The sequence below is a fragment of the Bacillus infantis NRRL B-14911 genome, assembly GCF_000473245.1.
Classification (GTDB): Bacteria; Bacillota; Bacilli; order Bacillales; family Cytobacillaceae; genus Bacillus_AB; species Bacillus_AB infantis.
Genome location: NC_022524.1, coordinates 2210036 through 2232687 on the forward strand (window position 1 = coordinate 2210036; position 22652 = coordinate 2232687).

Consider the following 22652-nt stretch of genomic DNA (forward strand, 5'->3'; position numbering starts at 1 on the left):
AGTACTTCCTTTTTAGGAGGATAAAAATGATAAAAGAACGATTGATACGCCGGATTGCAGTGGCTGCCGGCAGAGAGCCTGCTGATTTGGTCATTAAAAATGGAAAGATCATAGATGTTTTTAACGGTGAGGTCATTTATGGGGATATTGCCATTGCAGACGGGTATATCGCGGGCATTGGCGAGTATGAGGGCCATAAGATTTTCGATGCAAAAGGAAGCTATATTTCTCCTGGATTCATTGACGGCCATGTCCATATTGAATCCTCCCTTCTGACCCCCGGGGAATTTGCCAGGGTGCTGCTGACTCATGGTGTGACTGCTGCTGTGGCAGATCCGCATGAAATTGCGAATGTATCAGGCATTTCCGGTCTGCAGTACATGCTGGATGCTTCTGAAGGACTGCCTTTTGATTTTTATTTTATGCTGCCTTCCTCAGTTCCTGCTGCTGATTTTGAATATGCCGGTGCAAGGCTGGATTCTCTTGATCTAAAGCCATTCTTTAGCCATCCCAGAGTTCTTGGGCTTGGAGAAGTCATGAACTACCCTGCTGTATTGAATGCACATACTGACATGATCGTGAAAATCATTGCAGCAGAATCTGCCGGGAAAAAAATCGATGGCCATGCTGCAGGCTTAGGCGCATCCGGGTTAAATGTGTATAGTGCTGCGGGCATCCGCACCGATCATGAAGCAATAACCGCTGAAGAAGCAAAGGAAAGATTGCGTAAAGGGATGTATTTGATGATCCGCGAAGGAACTGCAGCAAAGGATCTTGAGAAACTGCTGCCTGCAGTCCATCAGCAGAACAGCCGCAGATGTCTGTTTGTCACAGATGACAAGCATTTGGATGACCTGCTTGAGGAAGGAAGCATTGACCACCATATCAGGCTGGCAGTGAAGTCAGGCCTCCCTCCTATAACTGCCATTCAAATGGCGACCCTGAATGCAGCAGAGTGTTTTGGTTTGAAGGATCAGGGAGCGCTGGCCCCTGGGTATAAAGCTGATATGGTTTTCCTTGAATCGCTTGAAGAGCTGATCATTGAGCGGGTATTTAAAGAAGGCGTTGAAGTCGTTTCCGCTGGTAAACTTTTGCCAAAAGGCTGTTTTAGAGGCGTGCCTCCTGCTGCTATGCTCAAAAATACGGTTAAAATAAGCATTACCCGCCAGGAAGATTTAAAAATCAGAATGACAGGAAATAAAGCCAACGTCATAGAGATTCTCCCTGGAAGCCTGGTTACCAGGCATATAATTGAGGAAATTGATCTGGACAGCCAAAACAGCTTTCTTCCCTCCACATCAAGGGATCTTTTGAATCTGGCCGTCATTGAACGCCACCGTGCAGCTGGGCATATCGGATTGGGAATTGTTAAAGGGCTCGGCCTTCAATCCGGAGCGATTGCCTCTACGGTAGCCCATGATTCACACAACCTCATCATTGCAGGCACAAATGATAAAGATATGTTAGCTGCTCTAAGGGCTGTGGAGGATATGCAGGGCGGCCTTGCTGTCATTAAGGAAGGCGAAATGCTTGCCTCGCTGAAGCTGCCTGTTTCGGGACTTATGTCCGATCAGTCTTATGAAGAAGCAGCGTCTATGCTGGCAGACGTCAATAACGCCCTGAAACATCTAGGTGCAAATAAAGATGTTAACCCTTTTTTGGCATTATCCTTCCTGGCTCTTCCTGTTATCCCGGAAATTAAATTAACTGCCTCCGGATTATTCAGTGTTTCTCAATCTGCTTTTATTCCAATTGAAGCAAACCACAAGCCGGGATTGACTTTTTAATGCGGTAAATGATTTTCAAAATGAAAAGCTGGACTAAAATCCAGCTTTTGGTCGGGTGTAATTAGTTTTTAAAATTTCAAGTATGGTTTAGCAGCTTCAGTATTCTTTTTAACTCCAACATCAGCATCCCTTGTAAGCGACAGGCATCTTTCATTAAAGTCAAACGGGATAGCCTGCTGGTAATCCTCTGAAAGGATGTTTGCGTTCCGGTACTTGCTGTCAGATGAATCCAGAATTTGCCCCCGCTCGTCTGACTGGCGTTTCAGGTGGCTGACAATCACTTTTCCAATATGTCTTCCAAGCCTCAGCCCTTCATCATTATCCGAAGGGAAGTGGACTCCTGCATATAGCCGGCTAATGGCGTCTTCTTTTGAGATCCTTTTAATCTTTCCTGCTTCTTTAGGGAAAAAATAGGTCAGCATGACTTCTGCACAGCCTGACATGACTGCATGCCCTGAAGGATAGGCAGGGAACCTCGGGGTGCACAGCAATGTTTCAAGTGTCTGGTCATACTGATTGGGCCTTGCTGCATCCCAAAGGTATTTTAAATGCCAGGTAACCACCATACTGTCATTTATAGCACCTTGAACAACAGCAAGAATCCTTGCCGCTTGGGTGGGACCGACACCATACGTATCGATCAGCTTGTCAATGACTGGTGTCCATTGCTTTGTCGGAACACCTGTACCATAATAAATGCCGATCTTCTTTTGCTGAGGTGTCAGGTTGTTCAATGTCCGCTGAACGATTTTTAATTCACGATGAAAATCGATATAGTGAGGATCTTTAATTGGTAAAACGATTTTTTTGTAATTGGGATCAAGAAAATGGCCGTCACTGTCCCTTTTTAAAAAGATCAGCGGCCAGGAACCGGCATATGGCGTAACACCTTCTGATGGCGGTTTTCTTTCTCCGGCATAAGGATGCTCAGACCATCGCAAATAATTTTCTTTCATTATTTTCACCTCCTTGCCTGATGTAACAGCTTATGAAATCGGTTTGCTTTGTGGATAGGCGTAATAGCAGAATTCAGAAAAAATAACAAAAAAGACGAACTCTCATGGTCTATGAAAGTTCGTCTTTCTCATTATTATGCAGGATCAAAGGTCAATTCATAACCTTGCATATATCATTCGTAAACTCCACAGGATCGCTGATCGGCAATCCTTCAATCAGCAAAGCCTGGTTGTATAATAGATTGGTGTATAGTGCCAGCTTCTCTTTGTCATTTGCAAACGCATTCTGCAGTGAAGCAAAAACCTCATGATTGGGATTGATTTCCAGAATTTTCTCAGCTTGTACATTTTGGCTGTCAGGCATGCTGTTCAGAATCTTTTCCATTTCAATGGTCAGATCCCCTTCTGCTGCCAGGCAGACAGGATGGCTTTTCAGTCTCCTGGAAGCACGGACTTCCTTTACCTTCCCTGCCAGCAGATCCTTCATGCTTGTGAACATTTCCTGATAGGCTTTTTCTTCGCTTTTATCATTTTCCTCAGCTTCAATCCCCAAATCTGAGCTGGATACAGACTTGAATTCCTTCTCTTTGTAGTTCAACAGCATCTTGATGGCAAATTCATCGATATCTTCGGTAAAGTACAATATTTCATAACCTTTGTCGGCGACAAGCTCTGTCTGCGGGAGCTTTTCAATCCGGCTGATGGATTCTCCGGCAGCATAATAAATATACTTCTGGTCCTCAGGCATTCTAGAAATATATTCATCCAGTGTGACTAGCTTGTTTTCTTTTGAAGAATGGAACATCAGCAGATCCTGGAGCATATCCTTGTTGCTGCCGAAATCGCTGTATACCCCGTATTTCAGCTGCCTGCTGAAAGACTCGTAAAATGCTTCGTATTTCTCCCGATCATTCTTCAGCATAGACTGCAGTTCGCTTTTAATCTTTTTCCCGAGATTCTTTGCAATAAGCTTCAGCTGGCGGTCCTGCTGGAGGATTTCGCGCGAGATATTCAGGGACAGATCCTCTGAATCAACAATTCCTTTCACAAAGCTGAAATAATCAGGAAGCAGCTCGGCACACTTGTTCATAATCAGAACGCCATTTGAATACAGCTCAAGCCCCTTTTCGTATTCTTTGGAATAATAATCGAACGGAATTTTCTCTGGAATAAAGAGCACCGCATGATAGCGGATGGTACCGTCAACATTGATATGAATGGACTTCAGCGGCTTATCAAAACCAAAATGCTTTTCTGCATAAAACTTTTCATAGTCTTCTTCCGTCAGCTCACTTTTATTTTTTCTCCAGATCGGCACCATACTGTTGATGGTCTGTTCTTCCGTGTAATCCTCAAATTCACCATCTGAGCCTTCCTTAGGCCGCCTGCCTGGCACATCCATCAGGATAGGATAGCGGATAAAATCGGAATACTTTTTGACGATGCTCTTTAGTGAATACGCTTCAAGAAATTCATCATAATTCTCTTCTTCTGTATTTTCTTTAATTTTCAAGATGATCTCTGTTCCTGTTTCTTCCTTGACGGCAGGCTCGATTGAGAAGCCTTCTGCTCCCTCTGACTCCCATTTGTATGCTTCTGTGCTCCCATGGGCCCTGCTGATGACAGTAACGGAGTCTGCAGCCATGAAGGCTGCATAAAAGCCGACCCCGAATTGGCCGATGATATCATAGCCGTCTTTTAGCTCAGTATTGGTTTTGAAATTCAATGAGCCGCTCTTGGCGATAACGCCCAGGTTATCCTCAAGTTCTTCCTTTGTCATCCCGATCCCGGTATCTTTAATGACAAGAGTGCGGCTTTCTTTGTCAGGGGTAATTTTTATGTAATAGTTTTCTTTGTTGAAGCTGATTGAATCATCTGTCAGTGCTTTGTAATACAGCTTGTCAATGGCATCGCTGCTGTTTGAGATCAGCTCTCTTAAAAATACTTCTTTTTTGGAATAGATGGAATGGATCATCATCTCCAGCAGTCTTTTTGATTCTGCTTTGAATTGCTGCTTTACCATTTTATTTCTCCCTCCCTGAATATGTTGAAGTTACATTAGCACTCTTTGAAGCTGAGTGCTAATTTTTTAATATCATATAACCTTTTGCTCTGTCAACTATCCCTTGGATAACTGTGCATTTCTCTTGATTTCAAGAGGTATTCCGGTATAATTTTGAGGGTATGTATATACTACTGATTGTGTATGCTTTAGCGGCAGGCGGCTGTCAGTTTTTGCAGCAGAGAATCGGCATAAAAGGAGTGACATGATGAAGATTATTTTGGCTTCTCCCAATTTCCATCAGGAACGTGGAAATACAATTACCGTTAAAAGAATATCTGACGGCCTCCGCAGGCTTGGAGCAGATACAAAAATTGTTTCTTCAACAGAAAGACCCGCATCCCCCCTTCCACAGGGAGATATCGTCCATGGTTTTCATGCTTACCGCTTTTTCCTTTACAAGAAAGAGCTTGGTATGCCGATAGATAACTATGTGATCACAATGACAGGAACCGACCTGAATCAGGATCTTTTTCATCATGAAAGGCGGCAGGATATAATCAGGACGCTTCAGGAAGCAAAAGCCATTACAGTCTTCAATGAACAGGCAAAGCAGCTTCTCATTAGCGAAGTTCCCGATGCTGAAGCAAAGGTCTATGTGATTCCACAAGGAAGAAGTCAGTTTGAAATGATGGAGCCTGTTTTTAAGAAAGAGCAAAATACATTTGTCTTCCTGCTTCCAGCCGGGATCAGGAAAATCAAGAATATCCCGTTCGCAATCGCATCCCTAAAAAAACTGCATGACAGGTATCCCCATATCCGTTTAGTGATTTCAGGTCCTGTCATTGAAGAAGAAGAAGGATCATACGTGAAAAAGCTGGCGGAACAGGAAGATTGGATCGACTATATCGGCCAGATTCCCCACAGTAAAATGGGAAGTCTTTACGAATGTGCAGATGCCCTCCTGAACACTTCTATTTCCGAGGGACAGCCGGCAGCCATCATAGAAGCGATGGATTGCGGATTGCCTGTATTAGTTTCAGCCAATGAAGGAAACATAAGTCTTGTAAAGCACGGAACCACCGGATTTGTTTATCAGAATGAAGTCGAATTTCTTGCTTATGCCGAGCGCTTGATCAATAATTACGAGATAAGAAAAAAACTTGGAGCTGCTGCTGAAAATTACATAGCAGAACACCACTCTAATGTATCTGAGGCCGAAAGTATGCTGAGGATATACAGCAGGGTGCTTGCCCCTTCCTGAACAGCTTGTTTGGGACAGCCCTTGTTTAATGAAAGGAGAGGAATTCATGTCCAGAGAAGAAATCATCAAATTGACTTCGCTATCAACAAAAGGCGGCTGAGGATGCAAAATTGGTCCTGAGGACCTGGCGCAGGTTCTGCGTCATTTGCCCAAAGCTGTACCTGATCCAAATCTGCTTGTCGGGCTTGATACTTCCGATGATGCAGGAGTATATAAAATAAGCGATGATGTTGCTTTAGTGCAGACGCTCGACTTTTTCACACCGATTGTAGATGACCCTTATATGTTCGGCCAGATTGCGGCTGCAAACTCATTAAGCGATGTCTATGCAATGGGCGGAAAACCGATCACAGTTATGAATATCGTCGGATTCCCTATCAGCACTCTTGATAAGAGCATCCTTGCTGACATCCTGGCAGGAGCATCAGACAAAGTCATGGAATCAGGGGCCGCCCTTGTCGGAGGACACTCGATCGATGACCAGGAGCCCAAATTCGGACTCTCAGTCACAGGTGTTGTGCATCCGGATAAAATCAGGGCCAATGCCGGCGCTAAGCCTGGCGACCGTTTGATTTTGACAAAGCCGATCGGTGTCGGCATCCTTACGACAGCGATCAAGCGGGACCTGCTCGAGAAGGAAGATATCGATCTTGTCATGAACGTAATGGCTGCACTTAATAAAGATGCCGCAGAAGCAATGGAAAGCTTCCAGGTGAATGCCTGTACCGATGTGACTGGCTTTGGCCTCCTCGGCCATGCGATCGAGCTTGCTGAAGGCAGTGGAGCCGGTGTTATCATCAACAGCGGTAGTGTACCGGTCCTTCCAAGGACACGTGAGCTCGCAGAACAGAATATCATTCCTGGCGGTTCAAGGAAGAACCACAAATGGCTGTCAGGGCGGATTGAGTACAATCCTGATATTGATGAAACAACCCAGCTGATCCTGTGTGATGCCATCACTTCAGGCGGGCTGCTGATTTCTGTGCCTGAGGCGGAAGCTGAAGCACTGCAAAAGGCCCTTGAAGAAAGAAATGTCACTTCTGCTATCATCGGCGAAGTAACAGATCAATCTCCCGGGAAGATTAAAGTATTGTAAAAGGACTCGATTAGAGTCCTTTTTTAAGGGGTATGGGATGTCAGGCAGATTGGCTTAAAGCTTATGCTGCCTCTCTGCCCATCCCCCCAATTATATTAATGAGGTGTTTTATTGATGAAAAAATGGCTAATGACTGCAGCTGCCTTTACGCTGATCATGATTCTTGCCGCTTGCGGTTCAGAGGAAGGCACAGAACAAAAAGAAAACAGCAATAATAATGAAGAAGAAGAAGCTTTCACAATCGGCGTCATACCGGTACAAACGGAAGGTGCAATGGAAACGGCCATGGACAAGCTTCAGTCGATCCTTGAAAAAGAGCTGGACAGGAAAGTGGATGTTGAGGTTTATCCTGATTATAATGGCGTAGTTGAAGCGATGAACTACGATAAAATCGATATGGCCTATTTTGGACCGCTTACATATGTGGTTGCACACGAAAAAAGCGGTGCTGAAGCAATCATCACCCAGCTGATAGATGGAGAGCCTTTCTACCATTCATATATCGTCACACATAAAGACAGCCCGTACAATAACATGGAAGACCTGGTAGCAGCAGCAGGAGAAATTGATTTTGCTTTTGGCGATATCAATTCAACGTCCGGCTCTCTTATCCCTTCCATTGAACTTCAGGATCAGGGTGTTTATACATCCGAGGATGACAATAAGTTCAAATCAGTCAGATTCACAGGTTCCCATGATGCTACAGCCCTGGCTGTCCAAAACAAGCAGGTGGATGCCGGTGCGATTGACAGCGCCATCTACAATCAGCTTGTAGATTCAGGAAAAATTGATGGAGAGCAGTTCAAGACAATCTGGGAATCCGAGAAACTTTTCCAATATCCTTGGGCAGTTCATCAAGATACAGATAAAGAAACAATAGAAAAGCTTCAGGAAACATTCCTGGCGATCGATGATAAAGAAGTGCTTGATGCGTTTGGCGCAACAGGTTTTACCGAGGCTTCCAATGAACAGTATGAAAGCATCAGGGAAGCAGCTGTCAAACAGGGAATCATTAACGAATAGAGCTGATTATTGTGTGGTTTAAACAGCGTAGTATTTTTACTGTTCTTCTGCTGGCACTGGCTGTATACGCCAGTGCCCGTCTTACAGAGTTTGATCTGACTAAATTCCGTGATTTCCGGAATATGATCGACTTTTTATCGCAGTGGTTTCCAATGGATTTCTCGCTCCTACCCCGGATGCTCCAGGACAGCATGGAAACATTGGCGATGGCATTTCTGGGGAGCTTCCTCGGCCTGCTGGCGGCATTGCCGCTCAGTTTCCTGGCTGCAAGGAACACTTCCCCATCGAAAGCAGTCTATCATGTGACAAGGCTAGGCCTCAGTTTCGTCCGCTCAGTTCCGGAGATCGTATTTGGGCTGATCCTTCTTACGGCCTTGGGCCTTGGGCCTTTTCCTGCTGTACTGGCCATTTTGTTCCATAATGCCGGTGTGCTTGGAAAGCTGATATCAGAACTGATAGAGTCCTCAGAGCGCGGGCCGCAGGAAGCCATGCGGGCAGTCGGCGCCAAAAGCTGGTTTGGCTCCCTGTTCAGCATCCTGCCGCAAATTTGGCCGAATGTGCTGTCCCAGTTTTTCTACCGGTTCGAGGTAGCGATCCGTACCTCTCTGATTCTTGGTTTTATCGGCGGAGGCGGAATAGGACAGAGATTGTTCAATGATTTCAAGACCTTCCATTATTCTGCCGTTTCTCTCGATGTGCTGATTATTATGGTCATAGTCGTAATCGTCGATTTGTTTGGAAGCTTTGTCAGAAATAAAGTGATTTAAAAGGAGGCTGGGCTTATGATCAAGCTGGAGAATGTTACCGTACGTTATCCGAAGGCTGACTCCCCTGCCCTGCATAACATAAACCTTGAACTGAACCAAGGCGAATTCATATGTGTACTTGGAAAAAGCGGTGCCGGGAAGTCTACACTGATCCGCTGCATGAATGGGCTCCAGAAGCCTTCTGCTGGGGAAGTATACTTTCAGGGCAAGCCGGTATCCGGCAAATCTGCCGAGGAAGAACGGCTTGTACGGAGGGAAATGGGCATGATCTTTCAGCATTATAATCTCATCCCCCGTCTGACAGTCATGCAAAATGTCCTGACAGGAATGTTTGGCTACAGAAACACTTTCAAAAATCTGATAGGCGCTTTTTCCAGAAAAGAAATTGGACTTGCCCGCAGTGTGATGGAAGATGTCGGCCTGAGTGAGTTTGCCGGAAGGAAAGTTGAACAATTGAGCGGAGGACAGAAGCAGCGCGTCGGCATAGCAAGGGCCCTGCTCCAGTCTCCCAAAGTGTTTCTTGGTGATGAACCTGTGGCAAGCCTTGATCCCGGGACATCAGAGAGGATTTTCTCGCTTCTTCAGTCCCTTCACAGAGAGCATGGCCTTCTGACCATCATTAATGTTCACGATGTTTCCCTCGCAAAGCGCTATGCAACACGCATTCTTGCCTTAAAAGATGGCAGCCTCATCTTTGACGGGAAACCTGATGAATTCACAGATGAATTGTATAAACAGACCTATGGGGCTGAATTTATTCCGGTCTGATCCGGGGAAGGAGAATACTTATGACAAAAAGTCCTTGAGTGGTTGATGAGACAAGAGTCGTGTACGACTCAGCAGATAATGAAGTGTTATCAAAATTACAGCCCGGTGAAAAGCCGTCAGTGGTTTTAACCTTTGATGATGGACCTGGCAGGCATTTGCATTCCATTTTGGACAGCCTGGCAGCGGAAAATGCATATGCCGCTTTTTTCTGGCAGACACGGCTTCTGTATCCTGAAAGGCCATGGGAAAGAGTGCTCGATGAAGGGCATATCATTGGAACTCATTCATCCCGCCACAAAAATATGGCTGCTCTCTCCTGTGAGGATCAATATAAGGACCTGGAAACCAGCAAAGAGAAGATCCGCCGGGTTACCGGAAAGGCGCCTGTATTCTTCCGTCCGCCTTTTGGCCAGTATAATGAAGCTACCCTTAAGGCGGCCAATGAACTCGAATTGACCCCTGTAATGTGGCGAATTGCATCCCTTGATTGGGAGCTTAAAGGAAACCCGGAAAAAATCATTTGCAATGTAACTGATCATCTGGAAGATGGAGCCATTATCCTCCTGCATGAACTAAAGCAGACTGCTGATATCCTGCCTGAGTTATTAAAAGAGATCAAACTCAAAGGATATAGCTTTGCCTCCCTCCAGCCAGGAAAGAACAAAAGGAAAGCGCCCGGAGCATAACCCTCCGGGTGCTTTTTGCTTTTAGTGGTTGATTAGCATAACTTTAAGCTCTTCGAGTACAAAATTTTCCCTTTTTAGCCAAGTATGATTTTTTATTTTCCCGATGGCTTTCTTATTTTCTTCTATTGCTTCATCAATGGCCACCCATTTGGGTATGAATCCCAGCTCTGCTTCATATGTATCCAGCTGCTGCGCTGCCAAAGCGAAATCATTTAATTCACAGATATAAAAATGTGAATTCATTTGAAATATGAAGCGGTCATCATATTCGTCGATACGCCTTTCAACGACTTCCCCAGCCTTTTCTTTAACCCTGCAGCTTGTGTAGCCTGTTTCCTCTGCAACTTCCCTGATCAGTGCTTCCGTGCAGGTTTCTCCTTCCTCTACCCCTCCTCCGGGAAATTTATAGCCTCCTGTAATTGTCTGCAGAAGAAGGATCAGATCATCTTGTATAATGATTGCCCTGACCGCTTCCCGTATTTTAATTTGCCTGTCTATGTTTGTATCAGATAAGCCCAAAAGTTTGTAAAAAGCCAATCATACCCCCACCTTATCATCTCATTAGGTTAATTTTACCATTAAAAGCAAAAATAAATAGGGCTGCATGACAGCATGCAGCCCTATTTATACAAGAATTATTGCGCAACCGGCGATTGTGATAGTACGTACTCTTCTATCTTTTGGGCAGCATCCTCGATATTTGCGGCTTGAATAGTCACGATCCTGTCTTCCGGATACATTTTAGCTGTATGCGTATAACGGGGATCATAATAATATTTAAGGAGCAGCGCAACCGCTGACCCATACTCTTCATCAATGAGATTCTGTTCTATTTCGGCAGCAATCGGTGTGTGGATCCTGTTTTTAATATGGCTGAACGCATTAAAGCATGCTTCAGGATGATCCCATGGCTTGTAATCCTCCAGGATATGGCGGACTCTTTCTTCCATCGGCATCTCAATGAACAGCTGGATCCCCTGTTCCTTCTTTTCAATGATGGATTCAGGGAGCACCACCTTCCCAACCCTTTTGCTCTCAGCTTCAAAAAAGACAAAAGGAGAATCCTGCACCTCGAGCACCTTCCTCAGCAGCCTGCTATCGAACATTTTCTGATTGCTCGGTTCAAGGCCGATATGGCCAAAGATGGAACCGCGGTGCCTGGCAAGTCCCTCGAGATCGATCACACTATAGTCCTTTTCTGCCAGCTTCTCTAGAATGGCCGTTTTCCCTGAACCTGTATAGCCGTTCAAGACGAATGCTTTGGGCTTAAGCTTGAGTCCTTCAAGCGTTTCGACAACCCATCTGCGATGCGCTCTGACACCGCCTTCTAGCCGGTATGTGCGTATGCCCATCAGATCAAGGAGGGTGGCAGAGGTTCTGCTCCTCATCCCGCCTCTCCAGCAGAATACGGCTTTGTCGCCTTCAACGGCATTAAATTCCCTGATAAAATCCGGAAGCTTGGCCGAAACGATTTCCAGACCGCGTTCTTTGGCAGCTTCAACACTCACCTGTTTGTAAATTGTGCCGATTTCAGCCCGCTCTTCATCATTGAACAAAGGTATATTGATGCTTCCCGGTATCGTGCTGTCCTTATACTCAGAAGGAGACCTTACATCTACCAGTACAAGCTTTCGTTTATCCTTCAGTTCTAAAAGTTTCTCAATTCCTACATCCTGGAACAATTTTTATTCCGCCTTTCCTGCTGTTGCATTCTAAGCTTATCTTTACTGCTATCATATAGAAAAGCTGATCACTCACGGGGAGGATCAGCTGGAAAAACATCTTCTTCAACCGAGGGACTTCAGCGGATGAACATCCTGCCCTTTACCTATTATAAAACATTTCGCGGCTAAAAGCATATTTTCAGATTTTCCCCCTGAGCCTTTTCCGGTTTTCAGCTTTAATCGAAATCCCAGGTAAGCTGTTCTTCACTTTCAAGAGCTGCTTTTTTACTTTTAAGTATGTCTTTAGGTTTCTGATCTTTCTTCTGGTCCTCTATTTGCCTTTTTGCTTGCTTAATTGCTTTCCGTACATCACAAATGGGAGCTGGGTATCCAAGCTGAAAAAAACCAGGGTACAGCCAGGGTTCGTGTATATATGCCGCATCCACATCCTTCAGCTCCGGAACATACCGGCGGATAAAGCTTCCATCAGTATCAAGCTCTTTTCCCCATTTGACCGGATCGATGATTTTGACGGTTTTTGAGCCGCTTTTACCGGCAAGAATGCCCATCTCTTTCATGTGAACAGCAGGCTCGTGGTCAAGGAACAAAAGGGCGAGCTCCAGTGCAGCCTTCTCCCAATCTAATAGAAGTATATTACAGGCAAAGCCTGCCAGCATCCTTCTGCTGCTGTAATTGAGCCAGCCGGTTTTGCGCAGGCAGCGCATACTCGCATCAACCGAAGGAATTCCGGTATTTCCTGTCCGCCATTTTTCAAGAAGCTCTGCATCATGCGCTCTGGCGGAATTACTATCGGCTGCATTTGCTTGTGTTTCTTTTTCCTGCCACTGCAATGCCTCACTCCGCTCAAGCAGCTTTGATTGAAAAAGGCTTAGCTGCTGCTTCTCAGTTTCTGTACAGTTTTCCGCCTTCTTTGCGGCTTCATGGTAGGCGAGCCTTGGTGAAATATTACCGTATGCCAGGTACGGGGAAAGCCTGCTGGAAGAGAAAGAAGAAGCGAGCGGTTTTTGATAGTTTTTTTCATAGTTGGCGAGCTGTTCCCCTATGAAAAATTCCAGTGTTTCTATTCCCCTTTTTTCCCCGCCATTTTGTCCAAACCTGATGGCCTCTCCTTTAACTTTCATGCCTAATGCCTTCTGAACAGAAAGATTAAGAAAATCCGGCACCTTTTCCGGAACTCTGACCGCAGCCGGAGGATCTGTCAGCTCCTCAAGCATTGACTCCTGCCAAAGCTTTCTGAACCTGCTCTTGCTCTTTGGTTTTTCCAGCTGGCCTGGAGGATGGAAAGGATAGAAAGGCAGTCCTTTAGACCCCATCCACTCCGCAGCCAGTCTGTCAGTATCCGTATCGTATTCCAGGTGGAAAAAAAGGGAGAAATCACCGTATCTTTTCAGTAGCTCTTCGAGTATATCGATGATGGTGCCTTGAGCGGCAAATAATCTTCCTCCAAGACCCCTTAGGCCCTCATCCAGCTGCTCAAGCCCCTCTGCGGCAAATTGGATATGGCGTCTTGAGACTTCCTTCCGGCCTGAAAGCGGTTCTGCTATATATAAAGGGATAACCTCCTCCGCTGAAGCACATGCCTCTGCAAGCGGCCGATGGTCATGAATCCTTAAGTCTTTCCTGAACCATACAATATTCATAAGAAATCACTCCGAAACTAGAATAGCGTCTCTATCCATTATACTGAACTAAGAGAGAAAAAGCTGGGTAAAAGAAAAGCGGAGGCGGCTTATGACTCGAGGCTCTAGCCGCTGGAGCTGGACATAAAGAAAAGCGGAAGCGGATTGACGTAATCAGGAAATGCCAGCAATATAAATAGCCCGGCATTTGCCGGGCTTATTTAAGCATCTTCCAGTATTCAGTCTTACACTTTCGCTGCTGCCGGCTTCTCCACCTTCACCGTCCACCCGAAAGGATCCGCAACTCTGCCATATTGGATGCCAGTCAGTGTATCATACAGCTTCCGGCTCAGCTCCCCGGTTTCTCCATTATTGATGACAAGCTTTTCATCCTGCCATAGAAATTCGCCGATCGGGGAAATGACTGCTGCAGTCCCTGTGCCAAAAGCTTCTTCGAGCTCCCGATTCCGGTAAGCCTGTGCCAGCTCCTCGATGGAAATCCTTTTTTCCGTAACTTGGTGCCCCCATTCTTCAAGCAGGGCAATGATTGAATTCCTGGTAACCCCTTCAAGAATGCTTCCATTCAAAGCCGGCGTGATGATTTCTCCATTCACTTTGAAAAAGACATTCATGCTCCCAACTTCTTCAATATACTTTTTTTCTTTTCCATCCAGCCATAATACCTGGGCATATCCGCCTTTGCCGGCACCCTGCTGGGCTTTCAGGCTTCCGGCATAGTTGCCTCCTGTCTTGGCATTGCCGGTGCCGCCTGGGACGGCCCTGACGAATTCCCGTTCTACCGCGATTCTGACGGGATTGATCCCTTCCTTGTAATAGGCACCGACAGGGGAAAGGATGATGATGAACTGATAGCTTGCAGAAGGAGCCACTCCCAAATATGGTTCTGTGGAAATGACAAAAGGCCTTATATAGAGGGAAGTGCCTTCAGCAGAAGGAACCCACTCTTCTTCGATCATCAGCAGTTTTTTGAGGGCTTCAAGCGCCAGGTCCTCGTCAATGTGCGGTATGCAAAGCCTGCTGTTGGATCTGTTCAGTCTCTCCAGATTTTTTTCCGGCCTGAATAAAAGGATTTCCTGATCTTTTGTCCGGTATGCTTTAAGCCCTTCAAAGACGCTCTGGCCATAATGAAAAATCATGGCTGCCGGATCCAATGTGAGCGGCTGGTAGGGAATGATGCGGGGATCATGCCAGCCGAACCCTTCCTTATAGTCCATCACGAACATATGGTCAGTGAAATTTCTGCCGAATTCCAGTGCCGCTGCTTCCGGCTTGACCTTTTTTTCGTTCCTTAAAGTTACGCTGATCTGGCAATCTGTCATTTTTGAAAACTCCTTTTCTGCTATTATGCTTTGAAGTGCTGAAGGGAATGGGTGAAAAAGAAGCAAATGATGTGAATGCGGTATCGCACCATATCATTTGCACCCTCCCTTGCTTACTTTTCCAATAAATAACCTTTAATAATATTCTTAATATTATGGCAATCCTTTAATTAAATGTCAAGAACTTTATCCTTGCTGACTTTGTGCACCCTCAGCAAGATTAAATAGGAATCCATATACTAGACTGTATGCTTCCCCGACTGACAATCCGCCATGAAAACCAGGAAGAGCATCGAGGGAAAAATTTAAATTCCAGATGCCTTCACCTGAATCAAACATCAGATCATAAGCGTCCCCGCTGCCTTCAAGCCCTTTATCCAGGCTGTCTTTGAGGTATTTCTGATACTTCTTCTGCAGTTTTAATCCAAGCATAATATCGTAGTTGCCGAACACATCATCCACTTCAAGAGAGACAGCATCTGCGCCAATGACATCAAACCATTTGGACTCCATGTATACAAACTCGCGTTTATGCTCACGGAAATAGGAAATGGGCTTTTCCAGAAAATCTGGCGATTCTTCAGCAAGGATTTCTTCTGTTTCCTTATCGCCTCTTTCCAAATAAGCCTCCCGGAAGCGGTCTCCCTCATTGCCGATTGTGAATCCATCAGCTGAATCAGAGTCTGTCATTCCGAGATATTCTTTTTCTTTTTCAAAAATCAGGGCAGTCCCTTTCTCTTTTTGTTCTTTTTCTATGTATGAAGCAAGATTTTCTTTTAGCATGAGTATTCTCCTTTTTTAGCGGTTTGCGAATTTCATCCCGGAATTATAACCGGCTTATAAGCAGTATACCATTCCTTTCTGGCTTCACATAACACTATAATCCGGGGCAGGGCAGAGACCCCGGGGAATATAGCTTTATAGAGTGCCTTTATGATGTTCGTCCAAAAGGTCCATCTGCACTTCAAGTGCTGCCCTGCCCCCGCTCTCTACTGCTCCATTCATATAGCCCTGATAAAGGATGGATGTATGCTCCCCGGCAAAATAGCAGCTTCCTTCCTTCTCCATCTCAACTCCTGCAAAACCGGTGTGCTGGCCGACCTTCCTGAAGGAATAGGAACCTCCAGTCCAGCTGCCGGCAATCCAGTAGGATATCAAATCCCTGCCATTAAATTGGTCTGCTGCACCTGTGAACAGCCGTGACAAATCCTGAAGGAATCTCCGCTTATGCTTTTCCTTGCCTTCTTTCATTAACCGAACGGCTTCCTTTCCGCCTGCATAATGTACAAGGATTCCGGCATCCCCCTTTTGTGCCCGGGTAGCTTCAAAGGCAGATTGGAACATATCATTGGTATAGATTGTTCCGGTGCTGGCAAACTTCTCCCAAAATCTGCTGCTGAATTGAAAATGTGCTTTTAAATTATGACCCATGCCAAGCTCTTCTATTGCTTTTGCTTTTAGAGGGCTGAAGCCGCTCTTTGTGTAATCGGTTTGTTTTAAAACAGTAAAGGGAATGGCCATCACGACTTTGCCTGCATAGACTTCCTTCCTTTTCCCAGCCGATTGAAATCCAAGGTGATATCCGCCCTGCCCGAGGGATCTGATGCTTGTAAGCTGGTGGTCATAAAGGATAGACCCGTCCAGTTTTTGCTTTAATTTCTCAATGATCAGGTCGTTCCCGCCCCGCACCCTGTATCTTTCATCAGAGGTGCCGAATACATTGAAATGCGATCCATTCAGCCCTCCTACAAGGCTGATGAGATTAAGTGCGCTCTGTTCAGCACAATCTGCCCCATATTCGATTGTGTATGCATCGCATAAAAGCTGGCCGAACTCAGAGCCAGTTCCTCCCTCTATATTTTGATTGATCCAGTCCACGATCGACATGCTGTCCAGCTCTTTCGCACGCTTAGAATGCCTGTTATACAACGGAGGGAATTCGCAAAGCCTGTATTCTTCTCTGACAGTGTCAGCTATCCGGCTGTAGAGATCCTCGATCTTTTCTCCGGGGATGCTTTTTCCATTAATAAGATAAAGCGGCTTTCCCCCTTTTTTTTCGAAGCTGGTAAGGTCATCTGTCTGCAAACCGAGTTCAGAGATCAAGCCCATTATTTCTTTATGGTTGGAATCAATGAACTCTCCTCCGCATTCAGCAAACTGCCCTTCCGCAAAAATAGCCCGGTCTGTCCGGCATCTGCCGCCTGCGTCTGCCTGTGATTCAAATACCACAGCTTCGATTCCTGCCTGCTTCAGCCGGAAAGCACAGGTAAGACCTGCGAGTCCGGCACCGATGATGGCAATAGCATGCTGTTTCATTTCAAACCTGTCCATAATGTCACTCCTGCTGCCAACTTGAAATTGCAAAATATAGCATTCCCTCAATGTCTGTTCTTGAATCCTTATTACTGATGAGATTAAGTGTAAATCCTGCATAGAAAACAAAAAGAAACAGAGCAGCCTGAGGGGAGGTCTGCTCTGTTTCTTCTGTACAGCTATCCTTCAATCACATTGCCTTCTGCTGGGATGGGATGGTTTTTCAGCAGACTGGCAAAGTGGAATAAGTTATAGGCCAGAATTTTAGCGTGCTGTTTAGTAAAGCTGTTTTTATAGCCTTCCGCCTCGATGAATGAAGGGCCCGGGCCTGCTTCCCCTACCCAATAGGCATCCACATTCGGCGGGATGGTAAAGCCGATATGTGATAAACCGTAAATGATGGATTTGGAAGCGTCCTTTGCTCCGTCTTCATTGCCTGTGACAACAGCTCCGCCTACTTTATTATAATAAAGATATTGCCCCTTATCATTTGTCATGCTGCTTGCGCCGTATAGCCTCTCGATTGCCAGTGTGGCAATGCTGCTCTTTTCCCCGAGCCAGATCGGCGTGCCAATGACCAGGATATCCGCTTCTTTGACTTTCTCAAAGATTTCCGGCCATTCATCCCCTTCTCCTTCATCGGCGGAAATCCCATAGGAAATGTTGAAATCTGCAAGCCTGATGGTTTCTGTTTCTACTCCAAGGGTATCAAAGTGACCGATTACCTCATCCATCAGCCGCTGGGTATTTGAGGGCTCTGCCCCTGCTTTTAAACTGCAATTCAGGAATAAACTCTTGATTTTCATAACGGTAGCCTCCTTACGTTCTCTCCTGTTATATATCCTCACAGCAATCCGGCAAACATGGAGATGTGCAGAATAGGCCTTTTAAAAAAAGAACAACATCCTTCGATTACATTAATATAATGTATTACAGCAGCACCTTTAGACACTTGGGTGTACGGTTAAAAAGAACCCGGTATGCCCCGGATGCACGGGTTCTTTCCATAAACCAACTGAAAAGCGGTGATAAAGAGTGAAAACCGATTCGCTTCCTACTTTCAGCTTTCAGAACCTGCAGGAGCATGATCTTACCTTTGAACAGGTTTTTGAACGCATCCTGCGCTTTATGTCCCGGCAGCCTGCAGGCAATTACAGGCTGATGGTCGGTACAGATTCACAGGTTCATCCCGAGTCGACCCGTTTTATAACGGGGATTGTTATTCAGAATGAAGGAAAAGGGGCCTGGGCCTGCATCAGGAAAACGACTGTTCCCAGGAAGATGCAGCAGCTCCATGAAAGGATTTCGTTCGAAACCTCCCTGACCGAGGAAGTTGTGGCCCTCTTTGATGATGAGAAAAAGAACAGGATGATTGATATCGTTCTGCCACATGTCTACAAAGGAGCTACTTTTGCGATAGAAGGGCATATCGATATTGGCGCCGGCCCGCGGAACAAAACAAGGGAGTACGTAAATGAAATGGTTGCAAGGCTGGAGTCTATGGGTCTTGAGCCAAAAATAAAGCCGGAGGCCTTTGTGGCATCCAGCTATGCAAACCGTTTTACTAAATAGGCAATTTATAATGGAGTCTTGATTTTTCTGTTATAATTTTCTTCAGCTTTCCGGGCAACCGCCTCTGTAAGCTCCACCGTGATGGAAGGCAGGGATGAACTCAATATGCTGTTGGCCATCTTTGCCATAAGGCCCTCGGCCCTAATGGTCAGGCAGCCGGTCATGATATTGGTCCGGTTCTCTTTTTTTGCCCAAAAATAGCCTTCACCTGAAATTTTTTCGTTGATTCCCTCAAGATTGAAAGTGACTTTTTCAGGCTCCTGCCAGGTTACGATCTCCACCTTCAGCTGTATCTTCTTCTTCATGATGCCCACATCTGTATAAAAGCTCCATGTCGATTCCCGATCATTGATGATCGTATGGTCAATATATCCCGGCACAAGCGGGGCCCAGCGGTCAATATTGCTGACGAATTCCCACAAAGATTCTATCGGTATTTTTACTTCTGCCTGGTGGCTGCAGCTGGCCATATATCAAACTCCCTTTTCTAAATAGGTTCTATTCCACATCTTATTCTGAACCATTTTTCCTTATGCCGGAAAAAACCGGGATGAAGCCGTTCACAAAATACTTTCCAGCGCATCCTTAAGGGTCCCGATAACAAGTTCGGCATCTTCTTCTTTTATGTTGAGGGGCGGCGACAGTGCAAGGACGTTATTGTAGCCTGCCACAGTAGCTCCATTTTTCCCGATCAGCACTCCTTTTTCACGGCAGGCGGCTATGACTTTATTGACAAGGGCTGCCTCGAGAGGCTCTTTCGTTTCTTTGCTGCTGACTAGCTCAATTCCGATTAATAGCCCTTTCCCTCTGACATCGCCAACAAAAGGATGATCCGCCAGGCGGGAGGCAAGATTTTCTTTCAACTTTGCGCCAAGATCGGCCGAACGTTTATAGAGGTTTTCCTTTTCAAGAATTTCGAGGTTTTTAAGCGCCAGTGCGCAGGCAGCCGGATTGCCGCCGAATGTATTGATATGCCTGAAATAGTCGTATTCCCCGCTTCCCTTGAACGCTTCATAGATCTCTTTCTTCACAGCAGTGGCTGACAGCGGGAGATAGGCGCTCGTGATGCCTTTTGCCATTGTGATGATATCGGGCCTTATACCGTCATGCATAAAGCCAAAAGGCTTCCCTGTCCGGCCAAAGCCGCAGATCACCTCGTCAGAGATCAGCAGGGCTCCGTGCTTTTCGCACACCTCTTTGGCAGCCTTCATATAGCCTTCCTGGGGAGTGATGATTCCCCCTCCGGTGATGATCGGTTCCATAATCATGGCAGCAATCGTTTCGCTCAGTTCCCAAGTCATTGCCTGGTCAAGCGCTTTGACTGCGGGCAGATCAGAAGGGCTGCCGCTGTGGACTTCATCTCTGTAAGAGTCTGGCGGCTGTACATGTATGAATCCCGGGGAGAGCGGCTCATATTTGTATTTTCTTTGCGCCTGCCCTGTCGCGGCGAGCGATCCCATAGTATTGCCATGATAGGACCGGTAGCGGGACACAATTTTATAGCGCCCTGCTTCCCCGCGCTGCTGATGATATTGCCTGGCGATTTTAAAGGCGGTTTCATTTGCTTCCGATCCGCTGTTGGAAAAGAAAATAACATATTCTCCGCCAAGCAGTTCATTCAGCTTCTCAGCAAGCCTGATGGCTGGAGCATGGCTTTGGGTCAGCGGAAAATAAGGCATCTCCTTCAGCTGTACATATGCAGCCTCGGCAAGCTCCTTCCTGCCATATCCCGCATTCACGCACCACAGGCCAGCCATCGCATCTAAATAGCGTTTCCCGTCACTTGCAGTTATCCACGAACCCTCAGCCTTTTCCGCGACGATGGTCGACTGCGGGCTGTAGGGCTTCATTGAATGCCATACATATTGATCATCCTGTTCAAGCAATGATTTATTTCCGTTCACTGACTGTGCCATCCTATCTCCTCCTCGTTGCTGCTAAGTGATTTCAAAGTTCAAAACGAGATGTGACCATTTTCTTTTTCGTATAAAAATTCAAGCCATCTTTGCCATTGACATGAAGGTCCCCATAGAAGGAATCCTTCCAGCCTGAAAAAGGGAAGAATGCCATTGTAGCCGGAACGCCTACATTGATGCCGAGCATTCCGGCATCCGCCTCTTCACGGAATTGCCTGATGCTCCTGGCATCGTTTGTATAGATGGTTGCTCCATTCCCGTATCTTGACCTTCGGATGAAGTCCAGCGCTTCATCAAGGCTGCCTGCCCTGAGCAGGCTCAGTACAGGTGCAAATAGCTCTTCCTTTGCGATCGTCATATCGCATGTCACCCTATCAAAGATCGTTGCACCAAGAAAGTTACCGGCTGGGTGCCGCTCCATCTCCGTGCGGCCGTCCCGTATCAGCTCAGCCCCTTCTTCTTCTCCTTTTTCAATGAGTCCGAGGACTTTTTCAAGATGCTCCTTGCGGATGACGGGCGTCAGGAGGGTATCTTCTTCCATCCCGCTGCCGACCTTGAGCTCATCGGCTTTTTTCTTAAGCTCATTAATGAAGCTGTCGTTTTCTCCCACCACGACAACGGCACTGCATGCCATGCACCTCTGGCCGGCACTGCCGAATGAGGAACTGATGATATGCTGGGCCGCCTTCTCAGCATCGGCATCAGGCATGACGATATGGTGATTTTTAGCACCCGAGAGTGCCTGTACCCGCTTTCCTTCAGAAGCGGCCCGTTCATACACATATTTTGCAACCCGCTGAGAACCGACAAATGAGATGGCGGCAACCTCTTTATGTTCAAGCAGTGCATTCACAACATCATGTGCGCCGTGTACAATGTTCAGGACTCCAGGAGGGGCGCCCGCTTCGGCAAACAGTTCAGCAAGGCGCGCTGCCAGGATCGGCGTCCTTTCAGACGGCTTCAGCACAAAAGTATTCCCGCAGGCAACAGCAAGAGGGAACATCCACAAAGGGACCATCATCGGGAAGTTAAAAGGAGTGATCCCCCCAACCACGCCAAGCGGGTAACGGAACATCTCAGAATCAATATCCTCAGCGATCCCTGAAAGCGACTCACCCATCATTAAGGTCGGTGCACCTGCGGCAAATTCCACACACTCGATGCCTCTTTGGACCTCGCCGAATGCTTCTTTGAAGGATTTTCCGTTCTCTTTTACAATCAGCTCAGCAAGCTGTTCATGATACTGTGACAGCAGATTATGATATTTGAAAAGGAGCCTTGCCCTCTTTGGGACAGGCACCTTCCTCCACGAAATAAACGCCCTTCCTGCTGCCTGGACAGCAAGGCTGACATCTTCTGCACTGGAGGCAGGCACCCTCGCGAGCACTTCATCATTGGCAGGGTTGATGACTTCAAATGTATCTGCAGAGGAAGCTTCTACCCAATTGCCATCAATAAAATTTCTCAAAACCTCTGTTTCATGCCTGATCGCCATATGCTCCATCTCCTTCATATGAAATATCCACTTCAGATTTTTATAAGACTTCGATAGAAAGCTGCACATGAAGGCGAAGGATCAGCGGCAAATAATGAAATGCGCAATCCTTCGCTCTATCACAGCTATTTTTGTTCTGCAGAATGCTCTTTCTGCTTGAGCAGAAGCCCGCTGAAATATTTCCGTGCTTCTGCTGTCCCAACATGGATTGTTTCCTGGATCCCGCTGGCCGGATTGGCAAACAAGATGGCCGCTCCATCCAAGCTTTCTTTCACCTGAAGGATTCTGAATCCTTTTTCGATATAAAAATCGATTTTGTCTCTTTCATGCAAAAAGAACTGGTAGTCTGACATACTCTGACCT

General features: G+C 46.2%; 21 protein-coding genes. 8 read left to right on the top strand and 13 right to left on the bottom strand.

Features of this window, described 5'->3' with window-relative positions:
* Positions 1–26: 26 nt before the first annotated feature.
* Positions 27–1787: an adenine deaminase gene (gene ade, locus N288_RS11055; RefSeq protein WP_009793902.1), complete on the top strand. Its 1761-nt coding sequence runs from the start codon at positions 27–29 to the stop codon at positions 1785–1787.
* A gap of 68 nt (positions 1788–1855) precedes the next feature.
* Here ade and N288_RS11060 read toward each other — a convergent pair whose 3' ends face one another.
* Positions 1856–2743: a vanadium-dependent haloperoxidase gene (locus tag N288_RS11060; RefSeq protein ID WP_009793901.1), complete on the bottom strand. Its 888-nt coding sequence runs from the start codon at positions 2741–2743 to the stop codon at positions 1856–1858.
* Positions 2744–2894: 151 nt separating this feature from the next.
* Positions 2895–4766 carry a molecular chaperone HtpG gene (htpG, locus tag N288_RS11065; protein ID WP_009793900.1) on the bottom strand — a complete coding sequence of 624 codons (1872 nt, stop codon included), beginning with the start codon at positions 4764–4766 and terminating at the stop codon, positions 2895–2897.
* A gap of 244 nt (positions 4767–5010) precedes the next feature.
* On the opposite strand from htpG, the gene N288_RS11070 reads away from it, so the two are divergent.
* From N288_RS11070 to N288_RS11095, 6 genes are all read left to right on the top strand, one after another.
* Positions 5011–6009: a glycosyltransferase gene (locus N288_RS11070; RefSeq protein ID WP_009793899.1), complete on the top strand. Its 999-nt coding sequence runs from the start codon at positions 5011–5013 to the stop codon at positions 6007–6009.
* A gap of 46 nt (positions 6010–6055) precedes the next feature.
* On the top strand, positions 6056–7105 hold the full coding sequence (selD, locus tag N288_RS11075) for a selenide, water dikinase SelD (protein WP_083783106.1): 1050 nt from the start codon (positions 6056–6058) through the stop codon (positions 7103–7105).
* A gap of 114 nt (positions 7106–7219) precedes the next feature.
* Positions 7220–8128, top strand: coding sequence for a phosphate/phosphite/phosphonate ABC transporter substrate-binding protein (gene phnD / locus N288_RS11080; protein ID WP_009793896.1), 909 nt, complete (start codon positions 7220–7222; stop codon positions 8126–8128).
* Positions 8129–8139: 11 nt separating this feature from the next.
* Positions 8140–8895, top strand: a complete 756-nt coding sequence (phnE, locus tag N288_RS11085; protein WP_022543840.1) for a phosphonate ABC transporter, permease protein PhnE — start codon at positions 8140–8142, stop codon at positions 8893–8895.
* Positions 8896–8910: 15 nt separating this feature from the next.
* The gene (phnC, locus tag N288_RS11090) at positions 8911–9663 is read left to right on the top strand and encodes a phosphonate ABC transporter ATP-binding protein (protein WP_009793894.1); all 753 of its coding nucleotides are present in this window, start codon (positions 8911–8913) and stop codon (positions 9661–9663) included.
* Between the two features lie 83 nt (positions 9664–9746).
* Positions 9747–10349: a polysaccharide deacetylase family protein gene (locus N288_RS11095; RefSeq protein WP_050767302.1), complete on the top strand. Its 603-nt coding sequence runs from the start codon at positions 9747–9749 to the stop codon at positions 10347–10349.
* Positions 10350–10370: 21 nt separating this feature from the next.
* Here N288_RS11095 and N288_RS11100 read toward each other — a convergent pair whose 3' ends face one another.
* The 7 genes from N288_RS11100 to N288_RS11130 all read right to left on the bottom strand — a co-directional run bounded on the left by N288_RS11100 (position 10371) and on the right by N288_RS11130 (position 18112).
* Entirely contained in the window at positions 10371–10886 is a 516-nt protein-coding gene (locus N288_RS11100) for an NUDIX hydrolase (RefSeq protein ID WP_009793892.1), read from the bottom strand.
* A 98-nt stretch (positions 10887–10984) separates the two neighbouring features.
* Positions 10985–12031, bottom strand: a complete 1047-nt coding sequence (mnmH, locus tag N288_RS11105) for a tRNA 2-selenouridine(34) synthase MnmH (protein WP_009793891.1) — start codon at positions 12029–12031, stop codon at positions 10985–10987.
* A 218-nt stretch (positions 12032–12249) separates the two neighbouring features.
* On the bottom strand, positions 12250–13674 hold the full coding sequence (locus tag N288_RS11110) for an FAD-binding domain-containing protein (RefSeq protein ID WP_009793890.1): 1425 nt from the start codon (positions 13672–13674) through the stop codon (positions 12250–12252).
* Between the two features lie 224 nt (positions 13675–13898).
* Complete coding sequence (locus tag N288_RS11115; RefSeq protein WP_022543841.1) at positions 13899–14993, bottom strand: branched-chain amino acid aminotransferase; 1095 nt, start codon at positions 14991–14993, stop codon at positions 13899–13901.
* Between the two features lie 186 nt (positions 14994–15179).
* Complete coding sequence (locus N288_RS11120; protein WP_009793888.1) at positions 15180–15776, bottom strand: hypothetical protein; 597 nt, start codon at positions 15774–15776, stop codon at positions 15180–15182.
* Positions 15777–15911: 135 nt separating this feature from the next.
* Complete coding sequence (locus N288_RS11125; protein ID WP_009793887.1) at positions 15912–17324, bottom strand: flavin monoamine oxidase family protein; 1413 nt, start codon at positions 17322–17324, stop codon at positions 15912–15914.
* 161 nt (positions 17325–17485) lie between these two features.
* Positions 17486–18112, bottom strand: a complete 627-nt coding sequence (locus N288_RS11130) for a flavodoxin family protein (protein ID WP_009793885.1) — start codon at positions 18110–18112, stop codon at positions 17486–17488.
* A 229-nt stretch (positions 18113–18341) separates the two neighbouring features.
* Between N288_RS11130 and N288_RS11135 the strand changes: the two genes are divergently transcribed.
* Positions 18342–18878, top strand: coding sequence for a ribonuclease H-like YkuK family protein (locus N288_RS11135; protein WP_009793884.1), 537 nt, complete (start codon positions 18342–18344; stop codon positions 18876–18878).
* 5 nt (positions 18879–18883) lie between these two features.
* Here N288_RS11135 and N288_RS11140 read toward each other — a convergent pair whose 3' ends face one another.
* The 4 genes from N288_RS11140 to N288_RS11155 all read right to left on the bottom strand — a co-directional run bounded on the left by N288_RS11140 (position 18884) and on the right by N288_RS11155 (position 22642).
* Positions 18884–19348, bottom strand: coding sequence for a CoxG family protein (locus tag N288_RS11140; protein ID WP_009793883.1), 465 nt, complete (start codon positions 19346–19348; stop codon positions 18884–18886).
* A gap of 90 nt (positions 19349–19438) precedes the next feature.
* A complete protein-coding gene (locus N288_RS11145) occupies positions 19439–20794 on the bottom strand; it encodes an aspartate aminotransferase family protein (RefSeq protein ID WP_009793882.1) in 1356 nt (451 codons plus the stop codon).
* Between the two features lie 31 nt (positions 20795–20825).
* Positions 20826–22298, bottom strand: coding sequence for a CoA-acylating methylmalonate-semialdehyde dehydrogenase (locus N288_RS11150; protein ID WP_371931631.1), 1473 nt, complete (start codon positions 22296–22298; stop codon positions 20826–20828).
* A 116-nt stretch (positions 22299–22414) separates the two neighbouring features.
* Positions 22415–22642 carry a hypothetical protein gene (locus N288_RS11155; protein ID WP_009793880.1) on the bottom strand — a complete coding sequence of 76 codons (228 nt, stop codon included), beginning with the start codon at positions 22640–22642 and terminating at the stop codon, positions 22415–22417.
* Positions 22643–22652 lie beyond the last annotated feature (10 nt).

Excerpts from the sequence above, each read along its gene's own strand:
- ade (WP_009793902.1), top strand. The coding sequence starts at position 27 with ATGATAAAAGAACGATTGATACGCCGGATTGCAGTGGCTGCCGGCAGA.
- N288_RS11060 (WP_009793901.1), bottom strand. The coding sequence starts at position 2,743 with ATGAAAGAAAATTATTTGCGATGGTCTGAGCATCCTTATGCCGGAGAA.
- htpG (WP_009793900.1), bottom strand. The coding sequence starts at position 4,766 with ATGGTAAAGCAGCAATTCAAAGCAGAATCAAAAAGACTGCTGGAGATG.
- N288_RS11070 (WP_009793899.1), top strand. The coding sequence starts at position 5,011 with ATGATGAAGATTATTTTGGCTTCTCCCAATTTCCATCAGGAACGTGGA.
- phnD (WP_009793896.1), top strand. The coding sequence starts at position 7,220 with ATGAAAAAATGGCTAATGACTGCAGCTGCCTTTACGCTGATCATGATT.
- phnC (WP_009793894.1), top strand. The coding sequence starts at position 8,911 with ATGATCAAGCTGGAGAATGTTACCGTACGTTATCCGAAGGCTGACTCC.
- N288_RS11110 (WP_009793890.1), bottom strand. The coding sequence starts at position 13,674 with ATGAATATTGTATGGTTCAGGAAAGACTTAAGGATTCATGACCATCGG.
- N288_RS11115 (WP_022543841.1), bottom strand. The coding sequence starts at position 14,993 with ATGACAGATTGCCAGATCAGCGTAACTTTAAGGAACGAAAAAAAGGTC.
- N288_RS11120 (WP_009793888.1), bottom strand. The coding sequence starts at position 15,776 with ATGCTAAAAGAAAATCTTGCTTCATACATAGAAAAAGAACAAAAAGAG.
- N288_RS11125 (WP_009793887.1), bottom strand. The coding sequence starts at position 17,324 with ATGGACAGGTTTGAAATGAAACAGCATGCTATTGCCATCATCGGTGCC.
- N288_RS11130 (WP_009793885.1), bottom strand. The coding sequence starts at position 18,112 with ATGAAAATCAAGAGTTTATTCCTGAATTGCAGTTTAAAAGCAGGGGCA.
- N288_RS11140 (WP_009793883.1), bottom strand. The coding sequence starts at position 19,348 with ATGGCCAGCTGCAGCCACCAGGCAGAAGTAAAAATACCGATAGAATCT.
- N288_RS11145 (WP_009793882.1), bottom strand. The coding sequence starts at position 20,794 with ATGGCACAGTCAGTGAACGGAAATAAATCATTGCTTGAACAGGATGAT.
- N288_RS11150 (WP_371931631.1), bottom strand. The coding sequence starts at position 22,298 with ATGGAGCATATGGCGATCAGGCATGAAACAGAGGTTTTGAGAAATTTT.
- N288_RS11155 (WP_009793880.1), bottom strand. The coding sequence starts at position 22,642 with ATGTCAGACTACCAGTTCTTTTTGCATGAAAGAGACAAAATCGATTTT.